Here is a 17,287-nt window from a genome sequence, read left to right on the forward strand (position 1 = left end):
ACGATCAGAATGATGCGGTAACTCCGGCATAATAAGCCCGGCCTGGCTCGTTATAGGTATTCGCCCCTTCAGAAGATCGGAAGATCTGTTTATTGAGGATATTACTGACGCCGACATTAAGACGCAGATTTTTATTAATATCGTAATTGAAGTTCGTCCCCACCAGTGAATAAGCGCCCAGCTCTTTACCTGACAGACCGCCAGTATCTTCACTGCGGGTTTCCGCATGAGTACGCGGTTTTTGTCTGCCATATAACGTCCAGTTGAAGCTGGCAGAAAACGCCTGGGTGATGGTCCAGTTAAGCGAGTTATTGATAGTATATTTCGGGATGACCGACAGAGGATTACCGGTGTCTTTTTGCTCCGAAGTGATCATCCATGTGGCATTGGTATTCCAGTTCAGACGCTCTTTCACCAGTGGGAAAGACATACTGGCTTCGATACCGTCCACCAGAGCTTTCCCGCCATTCTGCCACTTGAGGATATATGCGCCTGAAGCGGTTTGCCCGATAACGTTATCCCCGGCCACGATCTTATTCTGGTAATCATTGCGGAAGTAGGTCACACTTGCGTGGTAATCTTCCCAGGTGAACTCCAGTCCAATTTCTTTATTGACGCTGATTTCCGGATCGAGATCTTTATTACCGATCAGGTAGCACCCGCCTGATGTAATATCTTTTGGACAGCCATTGCCTTTCGAGTAGAGCAGATAGCCTTCACTGGATTGATACAGGTTTGGGGCTTTAAAGGTTCGGGCAACCCCTGCTTTGACTTTGAAATAATCGCCCAATTCCTGCGAAAGATTCAGACTGGGGCTGAAGTTCCCGCCGGAGTCGCTGAGATAATCAAAGCGCAGGCCGGGAATGATATTCGTGCCAGGAACCGGCTCAATGTTATCTTCAATATACAGCGCACTGATTTGAGAATGATTTTTACTGCTGCGATCCGCAGCAGAGCCAGAAATACCGCTGATATCTCTGTCATTCACCGTCAGGCTGGTAGAGGAAGGATCATCGAGCTTATCGCGGTTCCACTCTGCACCAACGGTCAGCGTTTGATCAACCATCACATTCAAAGGAATATTAAGCTCACCGCTGGTTCGCCAGGAACTCAGGCGATTGGTCGTAAACTTTTCACCCGCTAAAATACGTCCTTCACCACCGCCGGATAATCCTTCATTCATGCGGGTATTATTGGTTTTCTCGTAATAAACACCAAAGCGACTTTGTCCCCAGTCCCAGATACCATTATGCGTAATGCCATAATTCTGTCGGTACAGGCGGTTCGTCTCTTTGCCGGATTTTGCCAGGCTTTCGGTAACTGCACTGGAAGAACTGTTCTGCGTATCGCCCGCATAGATATTCCCCTGGCGGCTATATCCGACTTCGAAATCGAGAATCTGCTGCGGATTTAATTTCCACGAGACAACGCCGTTAATATCTTTGTTACGTACCCCTTCATGCCCGGCTGCGTTTTTCGTACCGACCGGAGAATTAATATCCCAACTGTCAGCATCCGTTTTATTCAGGTTACCATACAAACGCGTGGTAAGAGCATCACCAGCCAGAGGCCCACTAAGGCTGAAATTGGCGCGACGCGTAGCGCCCTCTTCGCTACTTTCCGGCTGGTTGGTGTATAACGACAGCGAACCGTGCCAGTCGTTGGTGGGACGTTTGGTAATGATGTTCACCACCCCCCCGGCGGCCCCCGAACCGTAGCGCGCCGCCGCAGGGCCGCGGATCACTTCAATACGCTCAACCTGTTCCGGTGGCACCCAGTTGGTGTCACCGCGGGTATCACGCTCCCCACGCCAGCTATAACGCACGGAGTTACGTGACGTCACCGGTACACCATCAATTAAAATTAAGGTGTTTTCCGGCCCCATACCACGAATATCGATCTGGCGGTTATTACCGCGTGTGCCCGAGGCGCTATTGCCGGTAAGATTAACACCAGGCATTTTACGAATAATATCTGAAAGGTCGTTTACCGGAGGGGTCTTTTTAATATCCTCGCTGGTAATAACCGACACGCCCGGCTGCTGTTTTAATACCTGCTCAGCGGTGGCTTCCACCACCAGAGTCTCGTCATTATCATCGTCGGAGTATTTGGCTACTGATACCTGGCTATTCAACCCAACTAGGAGCACAGTTAGCGACCAGAGGATTTTGTTAATTCTCATTCCTATTCCCTAATAAATGCCTAACTTAAAATGTTTGATCGTTAAGCTCACATCCTTGCCAGATATTTCTTACTGCCATTATTGTTTTTATATAAGAATGATAATTAATATCATTTAGCAAAAGAAAAAGCAATCCCTCACAAGATAAATCTATTGATTTTTCATAAATATCAAATTGATATATACCCGTGATCATTGAAGATGCTTGATTTTTCAGCAACAGAAGATCATGCTGTCCAACATGAAAATATTCATTACTGAGCAACAAAAAGCTGAACTTGAACGCCTTCATGATTCCAGTCGTGACGGGCGAGTCAGAGATCGTATTAAAGCCATTCTTCTGGCTTCCGAAGGCTGGAGTTCTGCCATGATTGCTCAGGCTTTACGCCTGCATCAGACAACGATTGATCACCATATCAGCGAATTCCTGAATAAAGGAAAACTGAAGCCCGAAAACGGCGGCTCAGACAGCAAACTCAGTGCTGAACAAACGGCCTTTTTAATCAGCCAGTTATCCGATAATTTATTTCACCATACCCGCGATGTTATTGCGTTTGTCACCCGGACATGGAACATCATTTTCAGCATTCCGGGGATGAATAAGTGGCTGCATCGTAATGGTGTCACCTACAAAAAACCGTCAGGCGTCCCCCATAAATTCAGTGAAGAGAAACAAAGGCAATTCATTGAATACTATAAGGAACTGAAAACAACTGTGGGTGATGAGCCGATTCTTTTTATTGATGGAGTCCATCCGACTCAGGCCACTAAAATCAGCTATGGCTGGATACGCAAAGGCCAGAAAAAAGCAGTAAAAACAACAGGCAGCCGCACACGCCTGAATATCATGGGGGCGCTGAATCTGAAAGCACTGACGTCACCGCTAATCTGCGAATATAAAACCATTAATGAATATAATGTATCCCGTTTTTTCAATGAGATACGAAAGGTTTATCCTGATTATAACCAAAAAATCCACGTTATTCTGGATGGAGCAGGTTACCACCGTTCACAGTTAGTGAAAGACTGGGCGGAAGTGGTAAATATCAGGCTGCATTACCTTCCCCCTTACAGTCCAAACCTGAATCCGATAGAAAGAATGTGGAAATTAATGAACGAACATGCCCGGAATAATCGCTACTTCAGCAGTACGCGAGAGTTCAGGGAAGCAATATCTGTCTTTTTTAACCAGACACTGCCGGATATAGCGGACTCACTGACATCCCGAATTAACGATCACTTTCAGGTGCTCACACCCGCATCTTGAGGTTTATTGAGTATATAACATATGTTTTTTATTTCATTGTACTTCAGTCAAATAAATTTCTGAAGCACTGCCAGTAGTGCCAGTTCAGCTTTCTTTTTGACTCATTCCGGCAAAGTCAGTACCGTTCATCTTTTGTACTGATGTTGCCACTGGAAAATCGGTGCTCTTGTCGATCATCGGGAATTTTGTCACAATTTCTAACGGATAGTGTTCACATTGTTTCTAACCTGCATTTCAGACACGGGCGCTGCTTATGTATATAAGATCAGCATCACCAGGTCTTTCTGCAACACTACTGCTTTCAACAAGTCAGGCATTTCACACTTTATGAGCTGACATCATCAAGATGCGCCAGTAATTTTTTATTAATGACTTCAAACAGTTCCTGTTCATCATGGGTCAGATAACCCCAGATTTCTTTCAGATACATGCTTTGTGCAAGAGTGAGCCTCTGAATAAAAAACATACCTTCAGATGTCAGACTGATTTTTTTAGCACGGCGATCCTCCCTGCTATCCATCCTTTTTACATATCCGGCTTTTTCTAAAAAATCTGTAATGCGGGTAATATTAGTTCTGGTAAACTGAAGTTTCTGGCTTATCTCTGAAGGTGACAGACAATGACTCTCCGCTGCGAATAATGTGGTGAGAACCATATATACTGAGTGATTTATTCCATACACCCCCAGAAATTCAGATATATTATCCTGCATTCTTTTATTTGTGCGAATACAGAGTTGCATCAACAAATGCTCCCGAAAGGGATATGCGGGGTCTTTGTTTTTTTGGTGTCTGATTATTTTTTCTAATGTGTCTGTGTTATTCATTTCATTATTCTCCATATTACTGAAACACACTGTCTGTGTACAAGCGCGCATCAGTCATCCGGTAAACATCGACTTTCCACTACAATTTATTCCTGCCTGATTTCTGTATAACTGAGATATCCCGGCACAGCGGACAGATAAATTCCCTCAGATAAAAGAACATAAATGCTGGCTGCTGACAAGTCTGTGAAAAAGGATTATCCATGCAGCTCAGTAATCGCGGATAATTCATCAGCTTCCACACGCCTGTAGAGCCATCCCTGACAGCCCTGGACATTCATGTCTCTGGCAATACGGAACAACGCTTCATTTTCAACACCTTCAAGTATCACGCCCCGGTTATGACAGGCAACAGAGTCTGCCACAGCATGGAGAAGCGACATTGCACACCTGTTTTTCAGGGCATAATGAAAAAACTCATGACTTATTTTTACCCGTTCAAACATCCCGGACAGTCCCCACATTAAGCCTGCATTTCCTGAGCCGAAATCATCCAGCCAGAGGGTGAAACGTTCTGACAAAAAACGTAACAGGGGGTCATCACCGGGTTTTAACGCCACTGCCGGAAAGTCCTCACTGACCTCAAGCCTGATATGTGTTCCCGGCCGCCCCGGGATGCCATGTTTTCTCAGATACAGGGCTACCACCCGGGAAATATTGACACTCAGCATTATTTTCTTCTGCAGACACCATTTATGAAGCGTTTCCGCAGTCTTCAACTGACTGATGAGTATTTTGTACTGAATATCCGGAGGTGCACTTCTGAAAAAAACAGATGCGCAGATTTTCCTCCCGTCTTTTGCTGAACGGATATCCGAGAGCATTTCAAAAGCAAATATTTTCCCGGTCTGATTCCATACAGGCTCAAAAACCGGTGAGAGGATATATTCTGTTCTGCCTGATTTCACCTCCAGTATACTGTTAACTGCCCCTGACATTACTCCTCCGGAAATATGAGCCCCTCCCGACCAGAAGGTCTGGCTGGATAAGCGCAGTTCTTCTGATTTGATTTTTAAACCCTCAGATTTACCATTATCTTTATGATTACTGACAACGCTCAGAACCAGATATACGGCTCATACTGGTTCTGTTTATCTTTGACAAAGACCATATGACAGACTCGTTCCGTCACAACACCGGAAACAATACTATTATCAGCTATTTTTCTCCACAAACAGTGATACATTAAATGAAAAACTGGATATAAAGAGCAGTAATATCATTACCGCCACAACTGCATTCTAGTTGTAGCTAAAAGTCACATTTATCACTGACTGGACAGCACCGGGCGTCGGACTTGCCTGACCGGTCAGAGCATAAGAGGCCTTCAGCCCCAGACTCACAGGAGAGCTGCCTACCTGTCCCAGAGACCTCGGTTGTCCGGCCGGAACCAGCCCCGCGTTGTCCGACAACTGTACACCCACACCGCCGGCCCCTGATGTTGCCGTATTTGCGAATACAGTATTACCACTTCCTGTTACAGAACCTGACAGGGTATAGCTGACCGACTGTGTCTGGTCGCAACGTACAGTAAGAGGGACTGTTACCGGCCCTCCGGGATAGGACGGAAGGTCAACTTTGACATTGTTCGATGAGACCCTGCATGTACCTGTCTGGATATAGACATCATTCGTTGCATAGAAACGCCAGGTGAAATTTCTCTCCCCTGCCTCCTGCCCCATGGTGGAAAACTTATTAACATAAACTGTGGCCACTAATTCTCCGGCATGTATCAGTTTCCCGAAAACGCCCGGCTCAGGATAAAGGTACATTTTTGCCGGGAAAGGTTTCCATACACCATATTGCCAGTAAGCTTCTGTTGGCTTTGTGTCTTGCTGCAGCGGTAACGTCTGACTATACCCAGAAAGCCTGTTTGTAAAGTCCAGCCTTCCGTATGTTTTAGCATCTAATGAAGGAGAAAAACCGGTTCCCTGTCTGACCCTGAGATAGTCATAGTTCTGACCAGAGGCATCTTCATTCTGACATAACACCAGTTGATTTAAATCCAGAACTGTAATGGCTTTATCATACTGAACTGTTGGGGAAAGAGTGATATTGAAGCGACTGTCTCCAGACTGAAAAGTCTGCCCTGTCTGGTTATTTCTGCACAACAGTGCAAACGATGGCTGGGAATATGCCATTATAAATGTGAATAAAACACAGCCCTCGAGGACGGTGCTTTTCTTAAAGAGGGGATAATATTTACGCATAGGTATAGGTGACAGTAATTTGTGAATTAATACTTCCCGCACCAGCATTACCTTTGCTTACGGCACGGACTTTAAGATTGAATGTCGCCTGCCCATTGCTCACTGTAACAACTTTTGTTGAACCAACTTTCAAGGGGGTATTACCATTACCTTGTTCCTGTAGCTCAACCATGATATTAGTAGCATCCCCTGTATTTCTGTAATAATTTGTATTTTCTGCGGTTCCACCAAAGGTGGCAGTAACATTGTTTACATTCTGACAATTCGTCAATGTCAACGAAAAATTTTTCCACTGAGAGGTGCTGTTGGCTGCTATCAGGTCAGAAGTGTAAGCGTTATCCAAAACAACGGTGGCGTTTGGGTTTCCTCCATTACCAATGGTACAGGTACGTGGCAATACCCTCCCTGTAACAGTAATCGTCGTATCCACTGCCTGTGCTGAAAATGCAATACAGTTAATAAGACCGGTGGCCAATATAATAGCTTTCAGTTTCATCTGTTTTCCTCTGTGTTATATTTACTGATAGTCAAGTACAAAATTAATCACCGCATCAACATTACCGGCCTTTACCGGAAGATAAGTGGCTTTCAGACGGGCATAAAACGCTATGGTCTGTGTTCCCGGCATTAACGCAATTGTTGTCGGCACATTAATTTTCAGCTCATGTTTATCCTTATCAAGAAGCTGAATCCCCACACCCCGCGCTCCATTTATGCTGTTAATCTGAATAAGCCCCGCCTCCTGATTATCTGGTGTGCCCGTAAATGTCAGCTTCACTGCACTGACAGCACTGCCGCAGGAGGTTAACCCGACATGAAATACCGACGCAGGTGTGGTATCACCAGCTGCGGTAAACTGTCGGCTGTCATAACTTCCCAGACTGACATCAAGGTTTCGGGAGTTAATGTCAACATCGCAGGTGTTATCCTGAACATTGCCTGTAATATTCACCACAGAACCCGCTGCACAGACATGACAGGTAACGAACATACTGCCGGCCAGCATGCAGGAGAATGTCACTGTTTTAATAATATCCTTCACCATTTCCCTGCCTCTTTACCTGCAACTAGCCGTGACATGACTTAATATCTGTCCGGCGCTTTCCTTCGGTAATTTATAATCTGCAGTACACTGGTCCGTGGTCTGACTCCCCCATTTCACACTAACCTGTCCTGACAGAGGCATTCCGCTCAGATAAACCTGACCATTCTCTCCGGCGATACTGCTCCCCCCGTTTCTGGCCGTAACGACAGAGCCAAAAGGAACTGCTTTCCCGTTTCTCATCAGCGTCATCAGCACTTTCACACCCACACGGGTTTTATAGTCAGCCCGCACAACGGCACCATGCGTGGGCACGACGCTGACCACGGTATTCTCTATATCAACATTATCTGCAAGGGTGTTGGTATCCAGTGCCACCCGGTTTTCACGATAGTCTGTTGCATAAGGCAGTACAGCATACCCCCTCCAGTCTGTAGACACCCCCGTCTGGTTTTCAATGCGCGTATCAGATGCACCTGGTGCACGGACAAGAATCAGCGTATCTCCCAGAGGCTGGCTCAGTGTCAGACCATTGGCATGTGCCAGAATACCGCCACTCAGCCCATAATACAGTTGCCGGTAGCCCCCACTGTGACTGTATCCTGCACTGGCATTACCGTATCCCCCTCTGTAATTCAGAGAGGCATATCCTGTTTTACTGCTCCCCTCATACCCTCCCCGGGTATAACCACTCTGGATGCTGTATCCCAGATTATTGTCCCCCAGCAATGTGCCATACAGCCCTGCTGTACTGGCAGCCTGTCCGTGAGCCTCCAGGGTCTGACTGTAACGGGCACTGGCGTTTCTCCATGCAGATGTGCTGTCCGAACGCATCCAGTGGCTGAACGGAATGCTGACATCAAATGACAGTATCCGGTCAGTTTCATGTTGCCATGCATTCCGGGACAGGCTGTAGTTCAGGGACCAGCTGATGTCATTCACAGATGAGTTAAAGCCAGCATTAAGCTGACGGTCCGTCCTGTCCGTTCCCCAGTAACTCTGGTGGCTGCCACTCAGATACAACGTTGACGATTCCCCCGTCTGCTGGCTGATACTCACCTGCACCCTTCCCCGCTTGTTGTAAGCCAGATTGTAGTAATCCGTATACTTCGGCTGTATCTGTATCACTCCGTCCTGGGTAAGAACACTGTAACCACTCATTTTCTTCCAGGCGGTATCAGCAAAGCTGAAATAGCCCCGTGTGGAGTAGCGGTATCCGATTAACTGGATATTTGTCCCTGTTTCCGTCAGTGACTTGTTATACAGAAAACGATATGACTGACCGTCATGCCGGCTTTCATCCGGTAACCGGGCATTCGCACGGGTGGCATCCAGTGAAACAGCGCCCAGCCAGCCCATGTTTTTACCCACCCCCAGATTGAAGGCACGGTAGCGTTCAGCTATCCAGGCTCCTCCATACACCGTCCAGCCTGCCGGCAGACCATACTTCAGCGTTCCTTCAGCAAAACGGGGATTATCCTGCTGATGTCCGCCACTGCGAAACTCTCCGGCACTGAGAGCATATTTCAGATGCCCTTCACGTTGCAGTACAGGCACCGAAGACCATGGCACATTAAATCGCTGTACACTGCCATCAGCTTCCTGCAGGGTTACCTGTAAGTCACCTCCACTCCCGGCCGGATAAATATCGTTTATCTCGAACGGGCCTGGAGGTAGCGTACTCTGGTAAATTTCATACCCGTTCTGGCGGATACTAATCCGGGATGTTCCCCGGGAAATACCGTGAATTGTCGGTGCATACCCTCTCTGGCTGTCCGGAACCATATTGTCATCAGAGGCCAGTTGAATCCCCCTGAAATTTACACCGTCAAAAATATCCCCCCGGGTATAACTGTCCCCCATCGTCAGACGGGAGCGCAGGGAAACTATATCCCGCTCCAGCCAGGTGTTAATGTGCTGCCAGTTATTCTGGCTGTACCCCTTTCCGGCACTGTAACTCCAGCTGGTGTTGTCCCGAAGACGCCAGCTCCCGATATTCAGTCCTGTTTTCAGATTCAGATAGGCATAATCGCTGGTGCCACCATAGCTGTCGCGCACCCGATTACCACTGAAGTCATAATTCAGCAATGCCGCTGTAATTCCGTTATCCCAGTATTCCGGCGCAATATAACCACGGGCCTGATTACTCATATATAACTGAGGAACGGTCAGGTACAATCGCTGCTGCCCGACATCAAACCGGAATGTGGCACCCTGAATCATGGAATTCAGTGATGTGCAGGTGTCAGCCGGCAGTCTCTCCATACCCGGCACGGCATAACGGTTTACCCCCATCGCACTCATATGCTCCGGACTCAGGCAGGGGGCAAGTTGCTTCCCGTCCTGACTCATCTGAAACTGCACGTCACGGGTTGAGATATACGTATCATTCAGATAAATATCCACCCGGTACACGCCTGGCGGAAGCTCCTGCCCCTGTGTAAATGCAGACAGGTCCGCAACCGCATCCGGGTCATCAGACAGAAAACGCGGATTAAAATAGAGCTCAGCCCGGGCCGGAGAAACAATTATCCCGATAAAAAATGCCAGCGGCAGTATATTAAATTTCATTCTGTTATTACCCCCGCCAGCAGAGCCGGTCAGTGATTTATCAGACAGGAGCTGTCCGCCATCTCCGAAAAACATGTCAGCCCCCACACTGAGCGAAAAAATAAAATCAGCAGCCAAACACAACCAGTACCAGAAATAACTGAGTTACTTCACAACACCCTTCACCTGTTCAGTCAGAGCACCATAATCGTTAATTGTTTTATAAGTAATATCTCCTCCGGTGTATCCTCCAGGGATATTCACAGTGACCTTTCCCTGTGGGGGTACCATGGTGTTTTCAAGACTTTTATTTCCGGCCTTTAAGTCAGTCACTGTCAGATAATACGGCGTCGGATTAAACAGAGTCAGCCCTCCGTTTTCACGGGTGAACTCTAATTTACCCGGTGCCTGTTCTGGCGGAATAACCAGTCCCTGTGGACGGTAGAGCAGTTTAATTCTGCTGACAATTGCAAACTGCAGATAATTCTCGCCGGTTTTCGCCTTATCCATGGCCGGGATGGCCTTGACATTCACCCAGAACAAACTTTCCCTGTCTTCCGGCATCTGTCCGTTTGTGGCATCAATAATTCTCAGGGTATTCTCTTTCTTTCCCTGCATGGAAAATAACGGAGGAGTAATTACAAACCGGGCATCCTTTTTTCCCTCAGCATTTTCAATCCATGACTGAATAAGGTAACTACTTTTATCATCATTATTTGTTACCGCCAGTTGTACCTGTTTTTGCCCTTCAGGGTAAATCACACGGGTGGCCCCCAGAGCAACCCCGGCATAGCTCTGCGGAATATAAAAAAAGACTAAAAATGATGCCAGAACGGCCCATATACGCATGTGCTTCATCATGTTATTAACAGCCTTAATTAAATGGCGTTATATCTGCCAGTTACAGATAGGTCAGAGAAAACCATACCTGTCCATTTGCCTTTCCCCCGGTGACGGGATAATGTGTGGCCTTATACCTCGCCTGCATATGCAGTTTCATATCTCCGCGGGTAAGATGCACCCAGTTCTCCGGAGGCTGATTAAGTTTTACCAGCTCTCCGCTTTCATTAAATAAAGCGATAGCGATTCCGTCTGAGGCATCATTCTCCTCATCCACCGACAGCAACTCCGGCTCGTGAATATCTGACACGCCATAAAAGGAAATCCCCACCCGCTGACTGACGACAGTGCTGCAGCCCTGAAGGTGAATATCAAAGCCCACAGAGTCCCCATACTCACCGGCGGCGTGAAATCGATTGCTGCTAAGTTGCCCCATATCCACAGTCATCTGCCTGTCTGACAGGGCAAGACTGCATGCTTCAGCAATTATTTTTCCCTGGAAGCGCATGTTTCCTCCCGGAAGCATGACATGCCAGTGGTTTCCGGCCAGTGCAGCGGGAGACAGCAAAAATAACATTATTGCCATTTTCGATATTTTCATTAATCTCACACCCGCATGGATAAAAACAGCCCTCCCTGGCCGGGTATATATCCGTTACACTGTTCTGATATTACTGGTACTGAACTTTAAAGGTGGCGTCGGCGTTGGCAATACCAGCAGTGGCCTGTCCAGTTGCGTAGTAAACCGCCTGAAATGGAATTTTGTTGGTTCCGTCAGTTAATGTAAACGTTGAGCTTGCAGTTCCATCTAAAGGTACAACCTTGCCGGTATGGTCAGTAATCTGAACGCCGACGTTTGTTGCAGAACCCGCTGCAGAACTTTGTAAAGCAAGAACATCTGTTTTACCAGTAACTGCTGGGCCTGAAAAGACAATTCCTGCACCAGCAGACACCTGCGAGTCACAATCATTTAATTCAATTGTAAATCCAACTGGATTGCTTTTAGCTCCATCTACTTTCAATCTTTCGGAACGAACCTGTCCAAGATTAACCGTCTGATCGAATGAGTTAGTGTTTACAGCACATGCAGCATTAACCACTTCACCCTTAAAATGAACTGTACCACCATTAACCGTGGTGACAGCAGACGCATTTGTCGCAACACCCAGGGTCAGAGCTGAAAATACAGCCATGGAGATGAATTTTAACTTCATATTTAATTCCTGTTTTTAATTGAACTACGCACACCGTATCTGTCATCACAACAGACACAATCAATATCCCGAACGACGGGAATCTTTTTTCAGGAGAACTTCATAAATGCAATGTGAGAAATACACTCAGGCAGCATTTATGACATTATCTCCCGATAATATTTTCCGGTTAACCGACAGGAATCTTCTCTATAGATAAGATTCCCTGGATGATAAGCTATGAGTTAGCACTCCTGTCTCCACACTGAATGCTTTAGCAAAAGCAGAGAATGAAAGCATGCCTCGTTGATAATACCCGCACTCTCATTTGACTGCAGGCTTATATTTCTCGCGTATTATGTATTGCCCCGGCGTTTTTTATTGTCCGTATTTTACAGGGAAGCAGCTTCAGCTATAGCTGATACACTATCAGTATAATAAGGAGCAAGTCTGGCAACGAGGACATTCAACCTGGTAAGGCGCCCAAGCGTTGTACTGAAATATCCATTATTCATCTGGTATTTCTCGCAGACATCTTTACGGGAATGACCACTGACCAGATAATCCTTCATAGCGAGAATAACTCTGTCACTGTGAATAGAGGAAATACCTATCAGTAAAAAAAATTGTTCTTCAGACATGGAGCCGGATGACAGCGCGCTCTCACGTAATTTTAGTAAAAAAGCATCCCCTCCCCGGGTAATAACTTCATGCTGTGCCATTCGATACTCCCCACCCCGCCACCTACAGGGCTGCCTTAATATTCATCCCCCATACAGGAGGGCCTGGCTCCTTAAGATATATTTAGTTTTTTATGTTGTAAACATGTATTTTGACGATCTTTTGATCTGTAAAGCTGTTTATTTTTAGGGTTATATCTTGCAGTGGATTGGTGCCTTAGTGATTAATGCTGTATAAGAATGAATATTCAGTATAAAAGATCGTTAAAATCGTTTTTTGCAACGTTCCTTACCATTGAAAAAACTATAAAAATAATGTGATAGAAATCCAATCGTGAATATGTTTCGCATATTAAGTAAATACACCAAATACAATATAAAAACATGATGATCACATTTGAATTGTCAAAAACAAGTCAGCCACTTATTATCCTTTTGCTTATATAGAGAGGATGATGATATGCAGAATGAAATAATGGGTTTTCTGAGCAGACATAATGGAGGGAAAACCGCAGAAATTGCGGAGGCGCTGGCGGTAACGGATTACCAGGCACGCTATTACCTGTTATTACTGGAAAAAGAAGGTATGGTTCAGCGCTCTCCGTTAAGACGAGGCATGGCAACATACTGGTTTCTGAAAGGAGAGATGCAGGCGGGACAGAGCTGTTCTTCCACAACTTAATAACTCAGTTTGTGGGCATGCTTCACTGAAACAGATAAAAGTTACATCAGAGTGCAGATTCAATTTTGCAGCATTCGTCACAAAATAAAAATCCAGCATTTTATGTCAGAATACCTCACATGATAATAAAACCTGTCCGGTTTTACTGCATGGCCAGACATTATACAAAAGCAAATCCTGTAAACTCCATTCAGCCTCCTTGCTATCCGGTAACGGAGGCTGTTTTTTCGTTACGCCTTTCCCCGGCAGCATCAGTAGCAGTAATTTATAGATTCTACGAACTGAGACTGTCTGTCCGGGGAGAACATACGTAACCCGGCGCAAGGCTCCTGTCAATTACCTCCGGCCTCTGCTCCCTTGGTTGCCAGACAGAGTCTCTGACGACCATGCTTTCAGTGTCAGCGCCAGTGATATAAGACGGTAAATGGGGATGCGGACGATTTCCTGTATCACGTCTGTTGGCGCTTAGCCTCAGAATATCCACCACCAGACGCTGACTGTCTGACCAAAACAGGCCGTTCAGTGCGATCACCTGCAATCCCGTTTCCAGCGCATACTTCAGTCGTTCACGGGGCGCTTTCACTTCCCGGGCAATTTGCTGCCATGGCGATGATGTATTTTCACTCCCAACCATCCGGCGAATACGATGAGACAGATGATACCGGAATATATCCGGCACACCAGAAAGACTGGCTTTCAGGCTGTACACGCAGCCAAACCGTTTATCGTTGAACACCACATTTTTCTGGCTGATATCCCATGCTTCCCGAAGTGTAACAATCAGCTGTGGCGTCCGGGTTAAAAGCAGACGAAAAGGCAGTTCAAAACTGGTGACGTAATCCACATTCAGCAATGTAATATGCAGCCGTTCTTCTGCCCCGCCTCAGTCTGCCGACACTCCTCCAGGACATCCTGCCACTGCTGGCGAAGACGTGAGGATTAATTCCGCCAAGGTAAAACAGTATTTATCCGCCATAGAGTCAATTCGTGTACACATACTGAAAAGAATTCCGTATAAAGATTCAGCAGACAAAACTTTATCAGTCTGTAAAAATTAACGGAAGAGTTGATATTTCTCCCGATCATCACCGGATAATTGTTGCAATAACCAGTGGCATCAGAGACTGAACAGCTGTTTTTAACGCAACGTATTGCTCTGATGTATCAGGCCGGGTAACCCGAAAACACCTTTCCACCCGACATTGTCCGCCAGCGTTTATCCCCCGCCAGGCCTGCTGCAGTAAATCCACCACTTGCGAACATTCTTCATCAACTGTGGCACTGACCCGCAGATGGCAAATGCTCGCCTGGCTGAGCAGCAACAGGCATCGTATTGTTGCTCCTCCATGTTGTTCCCGCAACCAGCGTAATACCACCGGCGGTGCTGGACTGGCAGTGTGATTACGCTCAGTAATATGTTCTTGCACCTGTCGGTAAAAGGCAGTACAGAATGCATGAATCTGTTGCCCGTTGATGTTTCCTTCTGCCGAATGGAGTGTGAAGTAAAATGCCAGCAAATGCGGCCAGTGGTCCACCGCCTGCTGAACAAAACGCCGGATGTCTCCCGGCTCTGAAATTAAGGCTTCGGTTATTTGCACGAAATCTTCCTTTTCAAACCCTGTTGGATTTTGTCAAGCCGGTGCAGACACAGTAAAGCGCGCATCAACACCTGAAAGGTACGATACAAACACAAGTTACAAACAATAAGAACGGAAGGACAATTAATCAGTGAGGAATAATAACTAAATTAACCAAAAGAATGTTACTGACAATACCACCAATACTTAAATAGCAATATATTAATTAATGTAAGAACAGATGCCCGGTAAGACATATACACAATACATCCACAAACACACTCTTTTCATTAAATAAATCACCTGATTAAACCATGAAAGTGTGATGTAAGTCAAAATTACTGACACAATCAATTGATAATGATTATCTCTATCATTATCGTGATATTCGAGAATGAAAGGAGAAGTAGTCATTATAAGCCTTTTATAAATCGTCATCATCATAGTAAAGTAGAACACTTTTTATATGAGTTGCTATATGAAAATATACTGGACAAGAAAAAGCATTCCTGAACATTCAGCACTTCCACCTTCATTAAGAAAGAAAAATTTTACTGACGCATATAATGCTGCATCTTCCCATATCGAATACTGGATAGGTGCTGGCGTCTCATTTATCTCGATGATGATTTTATTCAGAGTATATGATTTTCTTTTACCCGCCCAAGATACTTTCCCGGGTGATATCATCAGAAGTTTATGTGTTGTGTGTCCATCCATATTAATCTGGTTTCAGTTTTCGGTATATGTCATGAGGAAATATTACAGACATATTCTGGAACGAGGTAAGGAAACCGAAACCATTTCAGAAAGGTTGATACGTGAGGCTGATACACGAGAATATGAACTATGGCGTCCGGTCCATCGTTTTTTCTCCATTGTTTTTCTCATTATTCTATTAGTTTGCATTCATTCACTGATAACAACTATAAAATAAAAGTTATGGCTGTTCTGATACAGGAAAATAAACGTTCATTCTATGGTTACCTCTTCCTGTTATATAAAAGAATTTTAAACAACAAGTAAGGGAATATAAATGGAAATGACAAAAAATAAAAATGCAACTATAAAAAAACAGTCATCAGCCGGCTGCTTTTCAATGTTTACTTTATCATTTTCTATTACCTTTATTCCTGCATTTCTTACAAACAGGCAGGAACTTATATCCAGGGGACTTCTTGTTCCAGCATTATTTCTTGCTGAATTTCTAATTCTTGTTCCACTGTATTTTATTTTCTTCCGAAAAAGAGAAGGATTAGGAAGAGGTTCTTTTCGACTGGATGTTTTTTTTACTCTTTTCTCTTTAATAATGATTATTCAGTTATTTGTCCCTTATCTGCTGGCAGTGAGGAAAACGGAAGAATGGATGATCTCGCAAATGTCTTTTTCCGGAGCCATTTTATGGATTAATATATTTTCTTCTGTACTTCTTGTTCCTGTATATGAAGAGATTGTATTTCGAGGGTGTCTTTTTAACTCTTTTAAATTCTGGTTTAATGACAATATTTACACCTCTGCTATTGTAACATCAGTCATATTTTCTGCATTACATCTACAATATACTGACTTTCATACATTTTTGATGCTCTTTCTGGTATCGTTAGTTCTTATTAGTGCAAAAATAAAGTCGAATGGCCTGTTAATGCCCATATTACTTCACATGTCGATGAATGCAGTCATAGCAGGAATACAATATCTGGCTTCTATCAGTTATACTCATTAACAGAGCATTTTCTGTTACAATCTCATATGATAAAAATTAAACGGACTGGCATTGTTACTATGCGGTATGCATAAAATAATAAACGTTCGGAGGAGCCTAACTTAAAGCGTTACATAGGCACCATTATCATATAATGAAGCACCTGTAACAGGTGCTTCATTAACAATATAAGGTTTAACTTCCACTCCCCGCAGACGAAGAGGCACTTGATGTACCTCTGCCGGATCCAAACTGGGATGATAATCCTATACCTGAGGGAGACATGGAGGGACTAACCGTCGCAGTCGTTGCCCATGAATGTACTTTATCACCTATATAAGCCCCTGCAATAGAACCAAATCCCGGGCTAATAAACGTACCAGCAAGTGAACCAATAGCAATTAATTCTGCCTGCCCGTCATTCCCGTCACCTCCAGATATTTGTTTTATTTCATTTTCAGATAGTTTTCTCATTTCAACACCTTCGCTATAAGATTTGTGAAGAAGTAAAAATTCACGTTTAACCACAACGATAA

Annotated in this window: 17 protein-coding genes and 1 pseudogene; 4 read left to right on the top strand and 14 right to left on the bottom strand. The window is 45.0% G+C overall.

All coding sequences use genetic code 11. From position 1 onward, the window contains the following. Window positions 1-4 precede the first annotated feature (4 nt). A complete protein-coding gene (gene iroN / locus HBM92_RS15125; protein ID WP_001222189.1) occupies window positions 5-2,182 on the bottom strand; it encodes a siderophore salmochelin receptor IroN in 2,178 nt (725 codons plus the stop codon). A 229-nt stretch (window positions 2,183-2,411) separates the two neighbouring features. Between iroN and HBM92_RS15130 the strand changes: the two genes are divergently transcribed. Beyond that, the gene (locus tag HBM92_RS15130; RefSeq protein WP_000950586.1) at window positions 2,412-3,449 is read left to right on the top strand and encodes an IS630-like element ISEc40 family transposase; all 1,038 of its coding nucleotides are present in this window, start codon (window positions 2,412-2,414) and stop codon (window positions 3,447-3,449) included. Window positions 3,450-3,774: 325 nt separating this feature from the next. On the opposite strand, the gene papX is transcribed toward HBM92_RS15130, so the two are convergent. The 10 genes from papX to HBM92_RS15180 form a co-directional block, all read right to left on the bottom strand. Then, the gene (papX, locus tag HBM92_RS15135) at window positions 3,775-4,326 is read right to left on the bottom strand and encodes an HTH-type transcriptional regulator PapX (protein WP_001298062.1); all 552 of its coding nucleotides are present in this window, start codon (window positions 4,324-4,326) and stop codon (window positions 3,775-3,777) included. 146 nt (window positions 4,327-4,472) lie between these two features. Then, complete coding sequence (gene sfaY / locus HBM92_RS15140; protein WP_000012016.1) at window positions 4,473-5,213, bottom strand: transcriptional regulator SfaY; 741 nt, start codon at window positions 5,211-5,213, stop codon at window positions 4,473-4,475. Between the two features lie 303 nt (window positions 5,214-5,516). Continuing rightward, window positions 5,517-6,527: a F1C fimbrial protein subunit FocH gene (gene focH / locus HBM92_RS15145; RefSeq protein ID WP_001304588.1), complete on the bottom strand. Its 1,011-nt coding sequence runs from the start codon at window positions 6,525-6,527 to the stop codon at window positions 5,517-5,519. Next, window positions 6,478-6,981 carry a F1C fimbria minor subunit FocG gene (gene focG / locus HBM92_RS15150; RefSeq protein ID WP_000767894.1) on the bottom strand — a complete coding sequence of 168 codons (504 nt, stop codon included), beginning with the start codon at window positions 6,979-6,981 and terminating at the stop codon, window positions 6,478-6,480. The genes focH and focG overlap by 50 nt, the downstream gene beginning before the upstream one ends. A 21-nt stretch (window positions 6,982-7,002) precedes the next feature. Further along, a complete protein-coding gene (gene sfaG / locus HBM92_RS15155) occupies window positions 7,003-7,530 on the bottom strand; it encodes an S/F1C fimbrial adhesin minor pilin SfaG/FocF (protein WP_000237770.1) in 528 nt (175 codons plus the stop codon). Between the two features lie 12 nt (window positions 7,531-7,542). Further along, window positions 7,543-10,173 carry an S/F1C fimbrial usher SfaF/FocD gene (gene sfaF / locus HBM92_RS15160; protein ID WP_001443207.1) on the bottom strand — a complete coding sequence of 877 codons (2,631 nt, stop codon included), beginning with the start codon at window positions 10,171-10,173 and terminating at the stop codon, window positions 7,543-7,545. A gap of 69 nt (window positions 10,174-10,242) precedes the next feature. Then, the gene (locus tag HBM92_RS15165) at window positions 10,243-10,938 is read right to left on the bottom strand and encodes an S/F1C fimbrial biogenesis chaperone SfaE/FocC (RefSeq protein WP_000975445.1); all 696 of its coding nucleotides are present in this window, start codon (window positions 10,936-10,938) and stop codon (window positions 10,243-10,245) included. A 40-nt stretch (window positions 10,939-10,978) separates the two neighbouring features. Continuing rightward, complete coding sequence (gene sfaD, locus HBM92_RS15170) at window positions 10,979-11,518, bottom strand: S/F1C fimbrial minor subunit SfaD (protein WP_000703304.1); 540 nt, start codon at window positions 11,516-11,518, stop codon at window positions 10,979-10,981. A gap of 70 nt (window positions 11,519-11,588) precedes the next feature. Continuing rightward, on the bottom strand, window positions 11,589-12,131 hold the full coding sequence (gene focA / locus HBM92_RS15175) for a F1C fimbrial major subunit FocA (RefSeq protein ID WP_000768217.1): 543 nt from the start codon (window positions 12,129-12,131) through the stop codon (window positions 11,589-11,591). A gap of 371 nt (window positions 12,132-12,502) precedes the next feature. Next, complete coding sequence (locus tag HBM92_RS15180; RefSeq protein WP_000046975.1) at window positions 12,503-12,832, bottom strand: S/F1C fimbrial major subunit operon transcriptional regulator; 330 nt, start codon at window positions 12,830-12,832, stop codon at window positions 12,503-12,505. A 355-nt stretch (window positions 12,833-13,187) separates the two neighbouring features. Between HBM92_RS15180 and sfaC the strand changes: the two genes are divergently transcribed. Then, window positions 13,188-13,472, top strand: coding sequence for an S/F1C fimbrial major subunit operon transcriptional regulator (sfaC, locus tag HBM92_RS15185; protein ID WP_011076307.1), 285 nt, complete (start codon window positions 13,188-13,190; stop codon window positions 13,470-13,472). Window positions 13,473-13,938: 466 nt separating this feature from the next. Here the strand turns inward: sfaC and HBM92_RS15190 are convergent. Next, a pseudogene (locus HBM92_RS15190) lies at window positions 13,939-14,469 on the bottom strand (DNA-binding protein); the annotation flags it as partial. 88 nt (window positions 14,470-14,557) lie between these two features. Next, window positions 14,558-15,070, bottom strand: coding sequence for a hypothetical protein (locus tag HBM92_RS15195; protein ID WP_001167423.1), 513 nt, complete (start codon window positions 15,068-15,070; stop codon window positions 14,558-14,560). Window positions 15,071-15,527: 457 nt separating this feature from the next. Here HBM92_RS15195 and HBM92_RS15200 point away from each other — a divergent pair, with 457 nt between their 5' ends. Continuing rightward, window positions 15,528-15,986, top strand: a complete 459-nt coding sequence (locus HBM92_RS15200) for a hypothetical protein (protein ID WP_001528902.1) — start codon at window positions 15,528-15,530, stop codon at window positions 15,984-15,986. Between the two features lie 99 nt (window positions 15,987-16,085). After that, window positions 16,086-16,772, top strand: a complete 687-nt coding sequence (locus HBM92_RS15205; protein WP_000426105.1) for a CPBP family intramembrane glutamic endopeptidase — start codon at window positions 16,086-16,088, stop codon at window positions 16,770-16,772. A gap of 174 nt (window positions 16,773-16,946) precedes the next feature. Here the strand turns inward: HBM92_RS15205 and mcmA are convergent, their stop codons facing one another. Then, the gene (gene mcmA, locus HBM92_RS15210) at window positions 16,947-17,225 is read right to left on the bottom strand and encodes a microcin McmA (protein WP_001318125.1); all 279 of its coding nucleotides are present in this window, start codon (window positions 17,223-17,225) and stop codon (window positions 16,947-16,949) included. Window positions 17,226-17,287: the final 62 nt, after the last annotated feature.

Origin of the sequence: Escherichia sp. E.sYA108, from assembly GCF_011754335.1 — a bacterium.
Lineage (GTDB): Bacteria > Pseudomonadota > Gammaproteobacteria > Enterobacterales > Enterobacteriaceae > Escherichia > Escherichia coli.

Coding starts and splice junctions, on each gene's coding strand:
- iroN (WP_001222189.1), bottom strand. CDS start 2,182: ATGAGAATTAACAAAATCCTCTGGTCGCTAACTGTGCTCCTAGTTGGG.
- HBM92_RS15130 (WP_000950586.1), top strand. CDS start 2,412: ATGCTGTCCAACATGAAAATATTCATTACTGAGCAACAAAAAGCTGAA.
- papX (WP_001298062.1), bottom strand. CDS start 4,326: ATGCGCGCTTGTACACAGACAGTGTGTTTCAGTAATATGGAGAATAAT.
- sfaY (WP_000012016.1), bottom strand. CDS start 5,213: ATGTCAGGGGCAGTTAACAGTATACTGGAGGTGAAATCAGGCAGAACA.
- focG (WP_000767894.1), bottom strand. CDS start 6,981: ATGAAACTGAAAGCTATTATATTGGCCACCGGTCTTATTAACTGTATT.
- sfaG (WP_000237770.1), bottom strand. CDS start 7,530: ATGGTGAAGGATATTATTAAAACAGTGACATTCTCCTGCATGCTGGCC.
- sfaF (WP_001443207.1), bottom strand. CDS start 10,173: ATGTTTTTCGGAGATGGCGGACAGCTCCTGTCTGATAAATCACTGACC.
- HBM92_RS15165 (WP_000975445.1), bottom strand. CDS start 10,938: ATGATGAAGCACATGCGTATATGGGCCGTTCTGGCATCATTTTTAGTC.
- sfaD (WP_000703304.1), bottom strand. CDS start 11,518: ATGAAAATATCGAAAATGGCAATAATGTTATTTTTGCTGTCTCCCGCT.
- focA (WP_000768217.1), bottom strand. CDS start 12,131: ATGAAGTTAAAATTCATCTCCATGGCTGTATTTTCAGCTCTGACCCTG.
- HBM92_RS15180 (WP_000046975.1), bottom strand. CDS start 12,832: ATGGCACAGCATGAAGTTATTACCCGGGGAGGGGATGCTTTTTTACTA.
- HBM92_RS15200 (WP_001528902.1), top strand. CDS start 15,528: ATGAAAATATACTGGACAAGAAAAAGCATTCCTGAACATTCAGCACTT.
- HBM92_RS15205 (WP_000426105.1), top strand. CDS start 16,086: ATGGAAATGACAAAAAATAAAAATGCAACTATAAAAAAACAGTCATCA.
- mcmA (WP_001318125.1), bottom strand. CDS start 17,225: ATGAGAAAACTATCTGAAAATGAAATAAAACAAATATCTGGAGGTGAC.